This is a genomic window from Gelidibacter algens, from assembly GCF_001678675.1.
Lineage (GTDB): Bacteria > Bacteroidota > Bacteroidia > Flavobacteriales > Flavobacteriaceae > Gelidibacter > Gelidibacter algens.
Map to the genome: position 1 here is coordinate 16,123 of NZ_LZRN01000027.1, position 16,442 is coordinate 32,564.

17 protein-coding genes and 2 pseudogenes are annotated in these 16,442 nt (G+C 37.7%); 13 read left to right on the forward strand and 6 right to left on the reverse strand.

Going from position 1 to position 16,442, the window contains the following annotated elements:
• Positions 1-8: 8 nt before the first annotated feature.
• The 6 genes from A9996_RS12545 to A9996_RS20850 form a co-directional block, all read right to left on the reverse strand.
• A complete protein-coding gene (locus A9996_RS12545; RefSeq protein ID WP_066435452.1) occupies positions 9-1,667 on the reverse strand; it encodes a bifunctional metallophosphatase/5'-nucleotidase in 1,659 nt (552 codons plus the stop codon).
• A 2-nt stretch (positions 1,668-1,669) separates the two neighbouring features.
• Positions 1,670-2,092 (reverse strand): DsrE family protein, encoded by a 423-nt coding sequence (locus A9996_RS12550; protein ID WP_066435453.1) that lies wholly within the window; start codon positions 2,090-2,092, stop codon positions 1,670-1,672.
• A gap of 6 nt (positions 2,093-2,098) precedes the next feature.
• Positions 2,099-2,497, reverse strand: a complete 399-nt coding sequence (locus A9996_RS12555; protein WP_066435455.1) for a DoxX family protein — start codon at positions 2,495-2,497, stop codon at positions 2,099-2,101.
• Positions 2,498-2,613: 116 nt separating this feature from the next.
• Complete coding sequence (locus tag A9996_RS12560) at positions 2,614-2,991, reverse strand: hypothetical protein (protein ID WP_083993951.1); 378 nt, start codon at positions 2,989-2,991, stop codon at positions 2,614-2,616.
• Positions 2,992-3,139: 148 nt separating this feature from the next.
• Positions 3,140-4,468, reverse strand: coding sequence for a cation:proton antiporter (locus A9996_RS20600; RefSeq protein ID WP_282955926.1), 1,329 nt, complete (start codon positions 4,466-4,468; stop codon positions 3,140-3,142).
• Between the two features lie 38 nt (positions 4,469-4,506).
• Entirely contained in the window at positions 4,507-5,166 is a 660-nt protein-coding gene (locus A9996_RS20850) for a cation:proton antiporter (RefSeq protein WP_282955927.1), read from the reverse strand.
• A 2-nt stretch (positions 5,167-5,168) separates the two neighbouring features.
• Here A9996_RS20850 and A9996_RS19910 point away from each other — a divergent pair, with 2 nt between their 5' ends.
• From A9996_RS19910 to A9996_RS20130, 13 genes and pseudogenes are all read left to right on the forward strand, one after another.
• Entirely contained in the window at positions 5,169-5,339 is a 171-nt protein-coding gene (locus A9996_RS19910) for a hypothetical protein (RefSeq protein WP_157487219.1), read from the forward strand.
• A 336-nt stretch (positions 5,340-5,675) separates the two neighbouring features.
• Positions 5,676-6,290 (forward strand): TetR/AcrR family transcriptional regulator, encoded by a 615-nt coding sequence (locus A9996_RS12570; protein ID WP_066435456.1) that lies wholly within the window; start codon positions 5,676-5,678, stop codon positions 6,288-6,290.
• Between the two features lies 1 nt (position 6,291).
• On the forward strand, positions 6,292-7,542 hold the full coding sequence (locus A9996_RS12575) for a TolC family protein (RefSeq protein WP_066435459.1): 1,251 nt from the start codon (positions 6,292-6,294) through the stop codon (positions 7,540-7,542).
• 195 nt (positions 7,543-7,737) lie between these two features.
• Positions 7,738-8,670: an HlyD family secretion protein gene (locus A9996_RS12580; RefSeq protein ID WP_066435461.1), complete on the forward strand. Its 933-nt coding sequence runs from the start codon at positions 7,738-7,740 to the stop codon at positions 8,668-8,670.
• Between the two features lie 11 nt (positions 8,671-8,681).
• Complete coding sequence (locus A9996_RS12585; RefSeq protein ID WP_066435462.1) at positions 8,682-9,185, forward strand: hypothetical protein; 504 nt, start codon at positions 8,682-8,684, stop codon at positions 9,183-9,185.
• A gap of 18 nt (positions 9,186-9,203) precedes the next feature.
• Positions 9,204-9,662: an OsmC family protein gene (locus A9996_RS12590; protein WP_066435463.1), complete on the forward strand. Its 459-nt coding sequence runs from the start codon at positions 9,204-9,206 to the stop codon at positions 9,660-9,662.
• A gap of 6 nt (positions 9,663-9,668) precedes the next feature.
• On the forward strand, positions 9,669-10,571 hold the full coding sequence (locus A9996_RS12595) for an ABC transporter ATP-binding protein (protein ID WP_066435465.1): 903 nt from the start codon (positions 9,669-9,671) through the stop codon (positions 10,569-10,571).
• Between the two features lie 80 nt (positions 10,572-10,651).
• Positions 10,652-11,339: pseudogene (locus A9996_RS12605) on the forward strand (ABC transporter ATP-binding protein).
• 120 nt (positions 11,340-11,459) lie between these two features.
• Positions 11,460-11,846: a GxxExxY protein gene (locus A9996_RS12610; protein WP_066435573.1), complete on the forward strand. Its 387-nt coding sequence runs from the start codon at positions 11,460-11,462 to the stop codon at positions 11,844-11,846.
• Positions 11,847-12,291: 445 nt separating this feature from the next.
• Positions 12,292-13,387, forward strand: a pseudogene (locus A9996_RS12620) (ABC transporter permease).
• Positions 13,388-13,503: 116 nt separating this feature from the next.
• On the forward strand, positions 13,504-14,625 hold the full coding sequence (locus tag A9996_RS12625) for an ABC transporter permease (RefSeq protein WP_066435486.1): 1,122 nt from the start codon (positions 13,504-13,506) through the stop codon (positions 14,623-14,625).
• A gap of 66 nt (positions 14,626-14,691) precedes the next feature.
• Positions 14,692-16,149, forward strand: a complete 1,458-nt coding sequence (locus A9996_RS12630) for an NAD(P)/FAD-dependent oxidoreductase (RefSeq protein ID WP_066435489.1) — start codon at positions 14,692-14,694, stop codon at positions 16,147-16,149.
• A 75-nt stretch (positions 16,150-16,224) separates the two neighbouring features.
• A complete protein-coding gene (locus tag A9996_RS20130; protein ID WP_169817258.1) occupies positions 16,225-16,362 on the forward strand; it encodes a hypothetical protein in 138 nt (45 codons plus the stop codon).
• The last annotated feature ends 80 nt before the right edge of the window (positions 16,363-16,442 follow it).

Below are 16,442 nucleotides of genomic sequence, written 5' to 3' on the forward strand. Positions count from 1 at the left end.
TTTAATTTTTACTGAAATTTATAATCTGTTCCTGGTACGGTTGAAAAGGAATAAACACCGAGGTAATCACAATAAGCTCTTCCTTCTAAAACTGGTGATACGGGAGAATTTTTTTGGAGATATTCCTCAACCACTTCATGAATGGTATAGTCTTTAATCTCAACGTCTTTCACATTAGGCATTCTACAGAGATTATCGATGGGATCCCCTGGGCGCACACAAGCAGACACCGTATAGTATTGATCATCATTCATCGGTTCACCGTTGACTGTAATCTCCGAAATACGCTGCCCTCTATCATTTTGACTATTAAAATTGACTTTCATTCCTGAGAATCGGACCAACCAACCACCAAAGCGCTCGGTTGGGTTTTGGGCAAAAGCATTGTGCATTTCTTTTTCCAACCAGTTTATTATCTGTTTACCTGTAGCTTTTCCAGTTTTAACTTTTTCGTTAACAGGAAGCAAGTTCCATAGGTTTGCTCTTGTAATGGGCGCAAGTTTTCCATCTTCAGGAACAATGGGGTTACCAAAACGAAAACCATTTGAAATTGAGATATCTGCTCCAGTTTTCCAACGTGCCGCATCAGTAATCATATTATCCATAGGGTTTTCTACAGTCAAGTATCGGTAGATGGGTGTTTCTGTGTATCCCACAACGGTTTCTAAATAATCTTTATAAGGCGCTTTTTCCTTATCCACAAGAGTTTGTATAGCTTCATTTGCGGGAAAAACTTTTGGATCCACATCAATGAGCTCATAATCATCGCCTACTAATTTGCCCTCTACAAAATGGAGTGTCAGTTTACCAACGAAAGAACCAAACGCGCCTGGTTCAGTAACCTTGGCATATTTACCTTGTATGAGTTCGCGGACTCTTTCATGGGTATCATTACCAAGCACATAATCTGCATTTTCGGCTATTGGATTATTGGCAAGTTCTAATTGCTTAAAAATGCCAATATGTGTGACCAGAAAAAGCACATCTATTTTCTCATTGATTTTAATGTCATCTACTATTTTTTTTAATTTATCATCAAGTCCGCTAAAACCAATGCCCTTGCTGAAAATGGGGTTTTGCCGGATTGGAACATCAGGATCGTTAAGTCCCACAAAACCAATACGAATGCCCTCAATTTCCTTAACCCAAAACGGTGGAAACAATGATTCCTCATTATTTTCATGATACATGTTCTGGGCAATTATTTGAGTGTCATATCCCTGCATCACATTCATCATGATCTCCTTGCCATAAACTACTTCCCAGTTTCCAGGAATAATGACGTCATAACCCATGTTCTTAACTACATCTTGCATCACCTTACCTTCAGATAAAGCGGCATAACCACTACCTTGTATGAGGTCTCCCCCATCAACAATGATGGTTTTATCGGGATTTTTTTGGCGTTCTTGATCAAAAAGTGTTTTAATGTTTGCAAGACCACCCCGCTCTTTAAAGACGATTTTTTCATCTTCCCAAAACAGTTCTGGATGCGGGTCCAACTGTCCATGAATATCCGCAGTTTGTAAAATGGTAATACTCAAGGTATCCTTTAAAGTAGCGTCTTTTGCCATGGCGTCCGATTTTTCAGTTTTACAGGCAACTGATAGTAGCAAGATCCCTAAAATGGATACAGTTGGCAAAATTTTTCTATTAATTGTTTTCATAGTTACAGGCTCAAGCTTTTATATCCTTTTTTCTGAAGTTGGAAATTGTAAAGAATGCCATTTTCAACCGTTATCATTTCCTTGGGTATTTTCGTCTTATCTACTTTGAATTTATTGAGAGAAAAACCACAAGCCACTAATTGTACCCCTGCTTTTTCGGCCTTTTTTATAAACTCTCCCATTTTTTCGGAATCGGTAATATCTCCAATCTCCTTACCACAGATGATGATCTGGAAGTCACCAAATGCATCACCTTCTTCAGTCTTAAGTGCTTCTGCAGTGAGGATTATAGGTTGTAATTGTGCTACTTTTTTGGTAAGCACCACATAATTGTTTTTGCTGCTGTCCATTTGTTGTGCCTCAAGATTAGTGGCACTAAACAAGGTGAGCATTAAAAATAGTGAACTAAAAAGATATGTTTTCATTTTGATTTATTTTAAAAGGTTATTGGTATCATTCAGTATAAAAAAAAGAAGTCCACCTAAAATTGCAATGTTTTTAAATAGTGGTCCAAGGGTTGTAATCTGTCCTACTTGAACCGTTAAAGTGATGGGAATTAACACCGCCATCAATATTATTGCCGCCCATTTGGTCTTATATCCAATAAGAAATAGAAAACCCGCTACCAACATTACGATACCAGATAGGATGATGAGCCATTGCGGCTCGCCAAAAAAATTGGCGAAACCCGCAAAGTTGGCCTGCTCTATCCGTTGTGCGGTTTTTTCTACATTGAGCAAATGATTAAAGCCGGCTACTAAAAATATACCGCTTACCAAGATGCGCAATAGCTGTATGGAACGGCGACTGATTAAAATTTTTGTCGTCATTATTGAGATGTAAAAGAGATTGTTTGATGTTTTTAGAAGCTTACCCGAGCCTATTAGCTATAATTTTAGAGCTAAAGAACACTCGCGAGCTCTCAAATTGAGTCCGTTAATAGAGGTTAGACTAAACGAGGCGGTGGAGAAACGCTTTCTAAGTAGCGATAATTTAAGCGTGATGGTACATGATCATCCAAAACTGCAATAGGATCAGAATAATTGATTTCCCAAGTAAAGAGCTCTAAATGAAACGGCGTAGTACATTGACCGCTTAATATTATAAGCTGTTCTTGATGATGATCTTGTTGAGAAAAGTTTTGTGATGTCTCTGTGGCATCCACAGTAGCTTGCTTCTTACAATAGGGATTCACAAAAACGGTATCAGTTGCACTGAAGAGCGTTTTTAAGCCATGGGCATCTATAGCAACAAATTTTGCCAAAAAGATAAATGTCAATACGACTGCTATGTAAGTTCTAGTTTTCAAGAATGTTGCAAACATAAGTGAAAGAATTCGGCCGCTGTGTAACCTTTGTTACCTAGCTGTGTTAAATTCATATTAAAAAGCAGCCCATAGTTACTATCGCTTCAATTACAGCAAATTAAAAATGTCATTTACCTATAGGATTGCACTGAGTCCTATCACTAAATTACTGCGGATAAATAACCATTTTACTTAATTTTGGAAAATATTTTTCAAGTTTGACGGGTATTCTATCCAATTGTCCAAAGTGCGAAATATAGCCTCTTCGGGCCGATACCAAAACGATACAATCAGTGTCACCAAACATATTGGAAAGCGCAAGGAAATTGTCCCAATCATTAAAATAAAAATAATTTACAGTCAAGGTCACCTTATTATCTTTTGCAAACTTCAATATGGCTTGATGCGTTTCTTCGACACAATTTAAATGGACAGGTATGGAAAGTTCCAATGATAATTTTGCGATTTTGTTTAACCAGATCGCAAAGCCTTCTTCAAACTCAGCGTTTGGAGGCACGATCAACACTAACTTTTTATGATTCACAAGGGGTATCTCAAAATCACAAATAAACAGCGTTTTCTCTGTATTTTGTAAAATACCTTCCATTTTATCACCGATTAATTTATCCAAAAACCCAGTCTTTTGAGGCCACCCCAACAAAATAATATCGGCCATAATCTCTTTTGCGGTTCTTGAAATGCCACTAGCAGCATTATAGTCAATAGTCGCCATAATGGTAGCGTTGGTGTCAGAAGCTGTCGTTTCTTTGAGATAACTTTCCAGCCCTTCTTTAGCTTTGACAATGGTTTTTTCTGCTTCATCTGTATTAGGAACTACAGTCAAAATGGAAAGTGGATTATTCGATTTTTTCTCTTTGATCAAGACTGCAAAGTCCAAAACTTTTTCAATATTTATCAAATTGGCAATTGGGATAAGAATGGTTTCGTTGTTAGTTTTGGAAGTAAGCTGTAGATGGTCATCCTCGTTAGAATTACGGATGATCTCTTTCGCTGCACTTTCAGTAGCAAAAGAAGCGATGATACAGGTTACAAGAATAAGCACTACAGTTCCATTTAGAATATTGGCGTCCAAAATTCCCGCTTTATAACCCACTAATATGACTGCCAAAGTTGCGGCAGCATGTGCACTACTTAAACCAAAAATTAATTTTCGTTGACCTTTAGAAAACTTGAAAATTATCTGTGTAAAAAATGCTGCGGTCCACTTACTAAAAACAGCTACAAGCGTTAATGTCCCCGCAATAATAAGAGCCATTGGTCCGCTCAAAATTACACTGACATCGACAATCATGCCCACACTGATAAGAAAAAAGGGAATGAATAATGAATTGCCAATAAATTCAATCCGGTTCATCAGCGCCGACGAATGTGGAATAAGTTTATTAAGCGCCAAGCCAGCAACGAAGGCACCAATAATCGATTCCAAACCTGCCAATTCCGCTAAAAACGCAGAGAAAAACACTACAGAGAGCACAAAAATATAGTGCGAATGCTTCTCACTTTCCTAGTTTTTTAGAAAAACCATTTTGCGATTTTAGGAATTACCAAAAACATAAAGGCAGAAAATAGTACCAAAGATATTCCCAAATGGACCCAAAACTCAGTGGTAAGCCCGCCATCATGAGAGCCCAATATAATTGCCAATAAAATAAGTACTGCAGTATCTGTTAAAATGGTACCCCCAACTGTTACAGCCACTGCTACGTTTTTTGAAACCCCCAATTTGCTCACTATTGGATATGTTACCAAGGTGTGCGTTGCGAACATACTTGACGTTAGCAGACTTGCATTAAATTCAAACCCCAACACATAATAACACACTGGAAACCCTATACTAATTGGAATAGCAAAGGTTAAAAACCCAAACATGAGGCTTTTATTTCTTGTCGCCTTAAATTCGTTTAAATCCAACTCTAAGCCTGCTATAAACATGATATATAGCAGTCCGATGGTAGAAAAAACATCCACAAACAAACTTTTTTCCAAAATATTCAAACCCGCCGGGCCTATTATAATTCCGGACACAATCAATCCAATAATTCCTGGAATCCGTATTCTGTGCAGCACTATAGGCGCCAATAATATAATGAAGAGAATCAATGAAAAAATTAAAACGGGATTGTGTAGTGGGAGCTGAAATTCTTCTATAAGGTGATTTATAATGTTATCCATGGTTGACGATACGTATAAAAGATAAAAATACAGCATTTGAGAACACCTTGTTGAAGTGGTCGCTGATGACGAGCAAAAATAATAAAAAGAACCGCATCTTATTCCAAGATTATTTGTTATCGGCCTTACTTTTTGGAATTGCATTAGCAACCATGTTGAGAGGCATTAATTGAGGAATGGTCATCGATGGTGGTAAGCAAACGAACCTCCATATTTATTTTTGACTTTATGGAACCCAAGCTTTAGTAAGAAACACCGTTGCAGGAATTTTTGGAAGACTGGGTTTTGATGCCATGTCGATACTGAAAACAGGAAATGTAAACGGTGTTTTGTTTTGCGATAAATATCTTGGTTTCCGCTCTAATTGATTGATCGCTGTCAAACTGATAAGAGATGAATGAAATGATCGTATAATTTAAAATACGAGTTTAAAAACTACTCAAATAGGACACTTGTTCGAGTATTTTTTGTACATTTGTTAACCAAATGGTTAAACTATACAGTTAACAATGGCGAAAACGAAGGACGAAAATACAGAAGAACAAATATTGGTTGCAGCAAAAACCGTATTTCAAACCAAAGGTATGGATGGCGCCCGCATGCAGCATATAGCCGATGAAGCGGGCATCAATAAAGCCATGCTTCACTATTATTTCAGAAGCAAACAACTGCTGTTTGAAGCCGTGTTCAATCAGGCTTTTTCGTTGTTGGCGCCTCAATTGAATATCATTTTGAATGATGAATCTTCAATTGAAGATAAGATCAAAAACTTTACGGTTGACTATACCACTTTTATGATGAAGCATCCGTATTTACCAAATTTTATTATTCAAGAGCTAAACAGAAACGAAGATTTCATTGTGAAACTAAAAGAGAATACGGGTTTCCCCAATCTCGATAAATTCAAAGCACAAGTGGATGCTGAAATCAACGACGGACTTCTAAACCCCATTGATGCTGATCAATTGTTCGTCAACATCATTGCACTCAACATTTTTCCTTTTTTAGGGAAACCATTGATCAAAGCGTTTACCAATAAAGATGAACAGGATTATAAAACATTCGTAGAAAGCCGAAAAACAGAAGTCGCCAATTTTATCATTAATTCCATAAAACCGCACTAAGATGAAACGATTTACCTTCATTTTAATAGTATTTGCTAGCGTTCCAATGTTAGGACAGCAGAATATAAGCTTGGAGGAATGCTATGAACTGGCCACCACTAATTACCCATTAGCAAAACAATCGCAACTTTTTGAAGCACAGAGCAAGTTAGATAAAGCCATTATTTCAAATTCTAAATTGCCACAGTTCAGTGTGGATGCACAAGCCACTTATCAGTCTGATGTGATTGAAATTCCTATTCCCAACACCAACATAGAAGCTTTAAACAACGACCAATATCGCGCAACCCTATCAGTCAATCAACTTATTTATAATGCTGGGGCGACAGATGCATCAATAATGGTAAGAGCTGCCCAATTGAAAACACAGCAAAAACAAGTAGAGGTCAATCTCTATCAGTTAAAACAAAACATCAACCAACTGTATTTTTCAATATTATTATCGCAGGAAACGCAACTATTATTAGCGGCGAAAAAGGAGCTACTACAAGTAAAATTAGGTGAGGTACAATCAGGTATCAAATATGGTGTGCTTTTACCAACATCGGATAAGGTTTTAGAAGCTGAATTGTTGAAACTCCATCAGCAATTTAGCGAAGTTGAGAGCAATAAGGCTTCCTTGATAGAAACGCTATCGAGCATCATCGGAAAATCTTTGGGCGATTACACGAGCTTTGAAAATCCGTTGTTAGAAAATCAGTTAAACACCAACTTAAACCGACCTGAACTCCAATTATTTCAACTTAAAAAAAACGAAATTGAAAGCAATGAAGCTTTAATCGCCAAACAAAATGCACCCAAGTTATTGGGATTTGCGACCGGTGGCTATGGCAATCCAGGGTTGAATATGTTGGATAATTCCTTTCAACCCTTTTATACAGTCGGCATCAAATTGAATTGGAATGTTTTCGACTGGAATTCCAACAAAAAACAACGTGAATCTTTGTCCATTACTAAAGATATCGTCGATACAGAAACCGAATTATTCAAACTGAATACCGGTATTGAGCTGAATCAGCAACAACAGGAAATCGCTAAAATTGAAAGCTTTATTACTTCAGATTTGGAGATTATTGACTTGCGAAAAGAAGTCCTAAAATCAGCTGATTCGCAATTGAAAAACGGCGTCATCACCGCATCGGCCTACATTACGGAACTCACAAATTTATATGAGGATGAAAATACCTTGGTCACACATAAAACACAGCTACAGCTGGCAAAAGCAAATTATAATGTCATTAAAGGACAATAAAAAGTTTCCCGCAGATGACGCAGATAGACGCAGATAAATGCAGAATGAATTAAAAATAGTCTGCGTGAATCTGCGAGATCTGCGGGACACAAAAAGAGAATTTCCCGCGGCTTACGCAGATCGACGCAGAAATAATTCAAAATAGAATCTGCGAAAATCTGCGAGATCTGCGGGACAAAAACAAGAAAGATAATCATGACAAACCACAACTATATATTAGGAATAAGCATTCTAGCTTTGAGCTTGTTATCCTGCGGGAACGGCAACGATAAAGCAGATGGCTACGGAAATTTTGAAGCTACAGAAGTAACCGTTTCTGCCGAGAATAACGGAAAATTGATCCAATTTGATGTCAATGAGGGCGATCAACTAGAAAAAAATCAAATCATAGGGTATATCGACACCATTCCCTTAGGGCTAAAGCGTGAGCAATTAGAAGTTTCAAAGTCAGTCATCAGTTCTAAATCCAAAGGTGTATTGTCTCAAATTAATGTGCTGGAAGCCAAATTAAAAACAGCCAACACCAATAAAACGCGGACTGAAAACCTCATAAAAGACAACGCAGGAACACAACAGCAATTGGACAATGTGCAAGGCGAAATTGATGTCATTAAAAACCAAATCCGCAGTGTTGAAATCCAGAATGCGCCTGTAGTTAACGAATTGAAGAGTATTGATGCTCAGTTAAAACAAATCGATGATCAAATCCAAAAAAGCAAAATCATTAATCCAGTAACCGGAACTGTTTTGACTAAATATTCAGAACCAACCGAAATCACTGCCTTTGGAAAACCACTTTATAAAATTGCCAATCTCAATACCATGCAATTGCGGGTTTACATCAGTGAAACACAATTGGCCAACATTAAAATAGGTCAAGACGTAAGCGTTAAAATTGATGATGCCGATGCTATGAAATCGTACAAAGGCACAATTAGCTGGATCGCTTCGGAAGCCGAATTCACCCCAAAAATAATTCAAACCAAAGAAGAACGTGTCGCGTTAGTATATGCCGTAAAAGTGGACGTCACTAACGACGGAAGTCTAAAAATTGGCATGCCGGCAGAATTATGGATAACCAATTTAAATAATAATAATAATAATAATAATAATAATAATAATAACTAAAATCAGAAACAATGAAACATGTAATTATCACACTGGGCCTATTGGCTTTAGTAGGCTGCAAAGACGGCAAAAATGAAGAAACAAACACAACAACAGAAGCCGCCAAACCATCTGTAGAAGCTACAAATGAACAGAACAACGATCATAGCGACGAAGTTTCCAACGTGTATCAAAATGCTTGGACGAACGAAATCGTAATGAACAACGGTAACAAATGGCAAGCCGATGCACCAACAAATGAAGGTGTGCAAAAAATGCAAAACACCATCCAATCACAAATAACAAACACATTGGATGCCTATCACAAATTAGCAGAACAGCTAAATGATGACAAGAATAATGTGGTAAAAAACTGCACGATGCAAGGTGCTTCACATGATAATTTGCACATCTGGCTCTTGCCTTTAATGGATAAAATTGAAGCGCTATCTGAAACAAAAACGGTTGAAGATGCTGCAAAAATCAAACAAAGCATTAAAGAAAACATCAATGGGTACAACACCTATTTCAAATAATATTTAAAACAAATCACCATGGATAAACATAGTTATAACGTTGATATCAGTTGGACCGAAGCCCGAAAAGGGATGATGTGCTCCCCAGAATTAGAACATAAAGACACCCAGGAGACCAACTGCATAGAAGTGGCAACACCGCCAGAATTTCCAGGAGGAATGCCACATATTTGGTCTCCAGAACATTTATTTACGGCTGCAGTTGCCAGTTGTTTAATGACCACGTTTTTGGCAATCGCCGAAAATTCAAAAATCGAATTCGTCAGTTTCAAATGCGGTTCTAAAGGCATTTTGGAGAAAGTAGATGGCAAGTTCGTCATCAGTGAAGTGTTGTTGTTTCCTGAAGTCGTCATCACAGACGAGTCACAACGGGAACGTGTAGAACGCGTCATAGAAAAGTCAGAAAAGGCATGTTTGATTTCAAACTCCATTACTTCAAAAATCACTATGGACATAAAAGTGAGTATCCAAAATTAACATGATATGAGCATCTCCATCAGCCATATCAGTAAATCCTATAAAAAAGTAAACGCTTTAAAGGATATTTCCTTTGAAGTAGAGGCAGGAGAACTCTTTGGACTTATTGGTCCTGATGGTGCAGGCAAAACGACGCTTTTTAGGATTTTGACCACTTTATTGATTGCCAATGAGGGTACAGCAACGGTGGCTGGTTTTGATGTGGTTGTCGAATATAAAAACATCAGAAAAAGTGTGGGTTATATGCCTGGGAAATTTTCATTGTATCAGGATTTAACAGTGGCCGAAAATTTGAATTTTTTCGCCACTATTTTTGGAACCACGGTTGAAGAAAATTATGACTTGATCAAGGACATCTATGTTCAGATTGAACCTTTTAAAGACCGTAGAGCTGGTAAACTTTCTGGCGGAATGAAGCAAAAACTAGCGCTATGCTGTGCTTTAATCCATAAACCAAAGGTGTTGTTTTTAGATGAACCAACCACTGGTGTTGATCCAGTTTCGAGAAAGGAATTCTGGGAAATGCTAAAACGTCTCCAACTAAAAGGCATTACCATTTTGGTGTCCACACCTTATATGGATGAAGCTGCTTTGTGTGATCGTATCGCATTGATTCAAGATGGCAAAATACTGGAAATCGATACGCCTGAAGCTATTGTAAGGCATTATCCAAAGGCAATTTACAATGTTAAGGCCAATAATATGTATCAGCTCATTAAAAGTTTAAATGACTATGAACATAACCACAGCGTGTATCCTTTTGGAGAATATGTGCATTACACTGACCGTAGAACAGATTTCAACCCCAAAGAATTGCTTCAGTATTTAGAATCGAACAATCTTTCGGCCATTGAAATTGAACCAACGGTAGCTACTATTGAAGACACCTTTATGGAATTGGCAAAATAACCTGCAAGGTTTTAAAAACCGTGTAGGTTTAACTAAAGATGATAAACAACAACGTCATACACGTAGAAGGATTAACCAAAATGTTTGGGGATTTTACAGCCGTAGATGCCATCACTTTTGATGTTAAAAAAGGCGAAATCTTCGGGTTTTTAGGAGCTAACGGCGCAGGAAAAACCACAGCGATGAAAATGTTGATTGGCATTTCCAAACCAACGTCTGGAAAGGCCAATGTCGCAGGATTTGATGTGTTTACACATGCAGAAGACATCAAAAAAAACAATTGGGTACATGAGTCAGAAGTTTGCCTTGTACGATGACTTAACCGTTAAAGAGAACATCACTTTTTTTGGTGGCATTTACGGATTGACGAGAAAACGCATCAAAGAAAAATCGGAGGCGCTGATTGAAGAGTTGGGTTTGGAGAACGTCGCTACCAAATTAGTAGGCTCCTTACCTCTAGGCTGGAAACAGAAACTATCCTTTTCGGTGGCGTTGTTGCACGACCCAAAAATCGTGTTTTTAGATGAGCCCACAGGTGGTGTGGATTCAATTACCAGGCGTCAATTCTGGGAAATGATTTACAAAGCATCGCATCAGGGCACTACCGTTTTTGTAACCACACATTATATGGATGAAGCCGAATATTGTGATCGGGTTTCCATTATGGTCAACGGGAAAATTGAAGCATTGGATACGCCTAAAAAATTAAAAGAGCAGTTTAAAGTTACAAATATGAATGATGTGTTTTTGAAATTGGCGAGAGGATGAAAAGGTTTCCCGCAGATGGCGCAGATTTACGCGGAAGAACACCCAATAAAATCTGCGGTTATCCGCGAGATCTGCGGGAAAAAAAGCGAGATCTGCGGGAAAAAAATAAAATCTAAAATTATGGAACAAAAAACAGAAAACGATATTTCATATTTAATTAGAGGTGCGATTTTTAAGATTTACAACGAATTGGGTCCAGGTTTACTGGAATCAGTTTATGAAACGGTCTTGAGTTTCGAATTACGAAAACAAGGATTGGAGGTAAAAAACCAAGTGCCATTGCCTGTATTTTATGAAGGCACTAAATTAGAATTAGGATTTAGATTGGATTTACTAGTAAATGAAAAAGTAGTTGTTGAGATAAAATCGGTTGAAAATTTAGCGGAAGTGCATCACAAACAAGTTTTGACATATTTAAAACTATCTAATTTGAAATTAGGAATTCTCGTGAATTTCAATGTAGATAATATCGAAAAAGGCATTTTCAGGAAAGTGAATGGATTGTAAAAATGTCTGGGGAAAAAAGTCCCGCAGATTCCGCAGATACACGCAGAAAGAAGAATACGAAAATCAACAGTAACCATAGGAAAAAAAAATCTGCGCCAATCTGCGAGATCTGCGGGAAAGAAAAAAAATGTCCCGCAGATTTCGCAGATGCAAGCAGAAAAAAGAATACGAAAATCAACAGTAATCATGGGGAAAAAATTTGAGCCAATCTCCTGATCAGCGGGAAATGAAAAAAAATGTCCCGCAGATTTCGCAGATACACGCAGAAAAAAGATTACAAAAATAAACAGTAATCATCGGAAAAAAATCTGCGAAAATCCGCGTGATCTGCGGGAAAAAAAGCGTGATCTGCGGGAAAGAAATCGAGATCTGCAGGAAACAGAAAATTTTAACAATTAAAAACAGAGCTCCCTGCCTTCGCAGGGACTTAGGATAGAAAAGATTCATAGGTTTTAATAAAAAAAGAATTCTACCACATTTTTAGGGATAAGCGCTCCTTGTTTATTCTCTTCGGAATGCCCATTGCCCAAATTTTACTGTTCGGTTTTGCCATTACCAATGAAATCAATAATGTGGACATCGCCATTTTAGACCATTCAAAAGATGCTACCACCAAAGAAATCATCAATAAAATAGCAGCTTCAAAATATTTCAGCATCAAGCAAATGATTGAACGTGAAGCAGACATCGCTTCTGTGTTTCAAAAAGGGCATGTGAAAGCCGTTTTGAATTTTGAAAAGGATTTCAGTAAAAACCTGATCAAAGACCGCAAAGCAACCATTCAAATAATCACAGATGCCACAGACCCAAATACGGCAAACACCATTAGCAATTATGTCAACGCCATCCTTCAGCAGTACCAAAAACAACTGAATAAGGACATCACAATTGCTTATCAAATCGTGCCGCAAACACGCATGGTATATAATCCGGAATTAAAAAGCGTGTATATGTTTGTTCCAGGGGTCATGACCATTATTTTGATGTTGGTTTCTGCAATGATGACCTCCATTTCCATCACAAGAGAAAAAGAATTGGGCACCATGGAAATTTTATTGGTATCGCCTTTAAAACCGTTTCAGGTCATTATAGGAAAAGTGTTTCCCTATATTTTTCTGTCCATTATCAATGCTGTAGTGATTGTACTGTTAAGCATTTTTGTATTCAAAATGCCAATTCAAGGCAGCTTGTTTTTATTGGCTTTAGAAAGCATTCTGTTCATCATAAGCGCTTTGGCATTGGGCATATTGATCTCAACCATTTCAGCAACACAACAAACGGCCATGATGATTTCACTTATGGGGCTCATGCTACCCGTTATATTATTGTCTGGATTTATTTTCCCGATTTCGAGCATGCCAATGCCACTCCAAATTATTAGCCATATCATTCCGGCAAAATGGTTTATCATCATCATCAAAGGAATAATGCTCAAAGGTGTTGGATTGGAATATCTATGGAAAGAAACAGTGATATTATTGGGAATGACGGTGTTCTTCATTGCATTGAGTGTGAAGAAATATAAAATTAGGTTGGAGTAAAAAACGGAAAAGAGAAAAGAGAAAATAGACAATAGAGAATAGAAAAAAGACAAAAGATCAACATCGTTATAGAGCATCTTTATTCTCTACTCTATATTCTTTATTCCTTTAAAAATATGAAAATAATCGGCTATATCATCCAAAAAGAGTTCAAGCAAATCTTTAGAAATAAAGGCATGCTTCCCATCATTTTTGTGCTGCCACTACTCCAACTTATTATTTTATCAAACGCAGCCACTTTCGAAGTTAAGAATATCAAATTTGCCTATATTGATCATGATCATACCTCGACATCTAGAGCATTGGTTGAAAAATTCAGTGCCTTCACTTATTTTGATGTGCTTACCCATTTTCCTTCGGAAGGCTTGGCAAGTTCAGCAATGCTGAGGGGCGAAGTTGATGTGGTTTTAGAGATTCCGCGTTACTTTGAGCGCGATTTACAAAATGAGAAACACAACCCTTTAGGGGTTACCATCAATGCGATTGATGGGGCAGCAGCAGGAGTGGAAAATGTTTACGTTAATCAGATTATTCAGGGTTTTAACCAACATTTGAAGGTTGATTTGTTACAGCCTTCTGACCAGGTTATTCAGCCCCTAAGTATTGACACGATTCCCCTATTCTGGTACAACGAAACCTTAAATTATAAAACCTTTATGGTGCCCGGGATTTTGGTGTTGCTGGTTACAATGATCACGCTGTTTCTTTCAGGAATGAATATTGTACGTGAGAAAGAAATTGGCACCCTCGAGCAAATCAATGTGACACCTATAAAGAAAAGCCAGTTCATCATTGGAAAGCTCTTTCCTTTTTGGGTCATTGGGATGGCGCTATTGACTATCGGGTTGATCATAGCGAAACTCGTTTTCAACGTCCCCATGATTGGCAGCTTACCGCTCATGTATTTCTACACCTCCATATATATTTTAGTGGTTTTGGGGATTGGTTTGTTTATCTCAAATTTTACGGACACACAGCAACAGGCCATGTTTATCGCTTGGTTTTTTACGGTTATTTTCATTTTAATGAGTGGCTTATTCACGCCTATTGAGAGTATGCCACAATGGGCGCAAATTGTCACTGAGTTCAATCCCATCAAATACTTTGTAGAAGTCATGCGCATGGTCATGCTCAAAGGCTCTGGATTTATGGATATTCTTCCGCAGGTCTTAAAAACATTACTTTATGCATTGGTCATGAATGGTTTAGCGGTATGGAGCTATAAAAAAACAAGTTAACCCTTATGTAACTCATGTTACGCTCCACTATAAAAAACAGACTTACCTTCATTAAAAAATAAAGTCATGGCTAAAATAGTTGTCTTAGGCGCAGGAATATCAGGTCACGTAGCAGCATCTCATTTACGCAGAAAGCTGCCTAAAGAACATGAAGTTGTAGTAGTGTCGCCTAATAGTAATTACCAATGGATTCCATCGAATATCTGGGTTGGCATTGGCAGAATGAAATCTGAAAAAATTCTATTCCCATTAGCACCTTTATACAAAAGGAAGCACATTGGTTATAAACAGGCTAAAGCAGTTTCGTTTTATCCTGAAGGCGATCAAAATGAACAAAAACCTTATGTTTTAGCTGAATATGTATTTGGCGAACAGAAGGGCCAACAAGAAAAAATCACCTACGATTATTTAATTAACGCCACAGGACCCAAACTTAATTTTGAGGCTACTGAAGGTTTAATTCCCGGTAAAAACAAAACCTACTCAGTGTGCACCTATACCCATGCAGATCACGCTTGGGAAGGTTTAAAGGCATTGATTGAGCAGATGAAACAGGGCAAAAAAGCGAGAATTCTGATTGGCACAGGCCATGCCAAAGCTACCTGTCAAGGGGCTGCTTTTGAGTACATTTTAAATGTGGAAGAAGAACTGCGCAAACATAAGGTGCGTGACATGGCTGAAGTGACTTGGATTTCCAACGAATACCAATTAGGTGATTTCGGAATGGATGGCATGTTGCTGAGTTACGGCAGCATGACCATGAAATCTCACGAAATGATTGAAATGATTTTTGAAGATCGCGATATCAAATGGATCCTGGGTGCTGGTGTCAATAAAATTGAAGATGGTGTAGCGCATTATGAGAATTTAGAAGGCGAACAGAAATCAGAACTCTATGATTTTGCCATGCTTATCCCCTCGTTTTCTGGTCATGGTTTTAAAGCCTTTAATAAAAACGAAAACGACATTACAGAAAAGCTCTTCAAAGGATTTATGATTGTCGATGCCAATTATACACCAAAACCATACGAAGAATGGTCTGTGCAAGATTGGCCAGAAACCTATCAAAATCCGACTTACAAAAACATTTTCGCACCCGGAATAGCGTTCGCTCCTCCCCACAGTATTTCCAAACCAAGAAAAAGCAAAAACGGAACAGAGATTTTCCCTGCACCACCGCGTACTGGAATGCCTTCAGGTATTACCGCAAAACTTGTGGCCGAAAACATTATAGACACCATCAAAAACGGTCAAGAATCTTTAAGCCATAAAGGATCTATGGGAAATATGGGCGCAGCATGCATTGCTTCTGCAGGCTTCGGCATGACCACAGGAAGTGGTGTTAGCATCACCACATATCCAATTGTACCTGACTACGAAAAATATCCAGAAACACAAGGCCGAAAATTAGGCAAAACCTTTGGAGAAATTGGGCTAGCGGGCCATTGGTTAAAATTGGCTTTACACCATGCCTTTATCTATAAAGCAAAAATGCGCCCTTTTTGGTGGTTGATTCCTGAATAAAATAAGTTTTCAGTCGCAGTATTCAGTATGCTTTAAAGCAAAATTATCAGTTTAAATATTTTTAAAAAGAACACTATGACACAACGTATCTCAAAATATCAAAGATTTAAAATGATGAATCCTATCATCCAATTTTTTAAGTTCATTTATTTAAGTATTAAAATAATGGTCATTGTGGCTGGAGGACATGGAGGCACGAGAAAAATAAACTGATGTGATTGTCAGTAGTTTGGTTGTTAATGTTGAAAACACTCTTTCTTAAGAGTGTTTTTTTTTAGTGTAACATTGGTTAC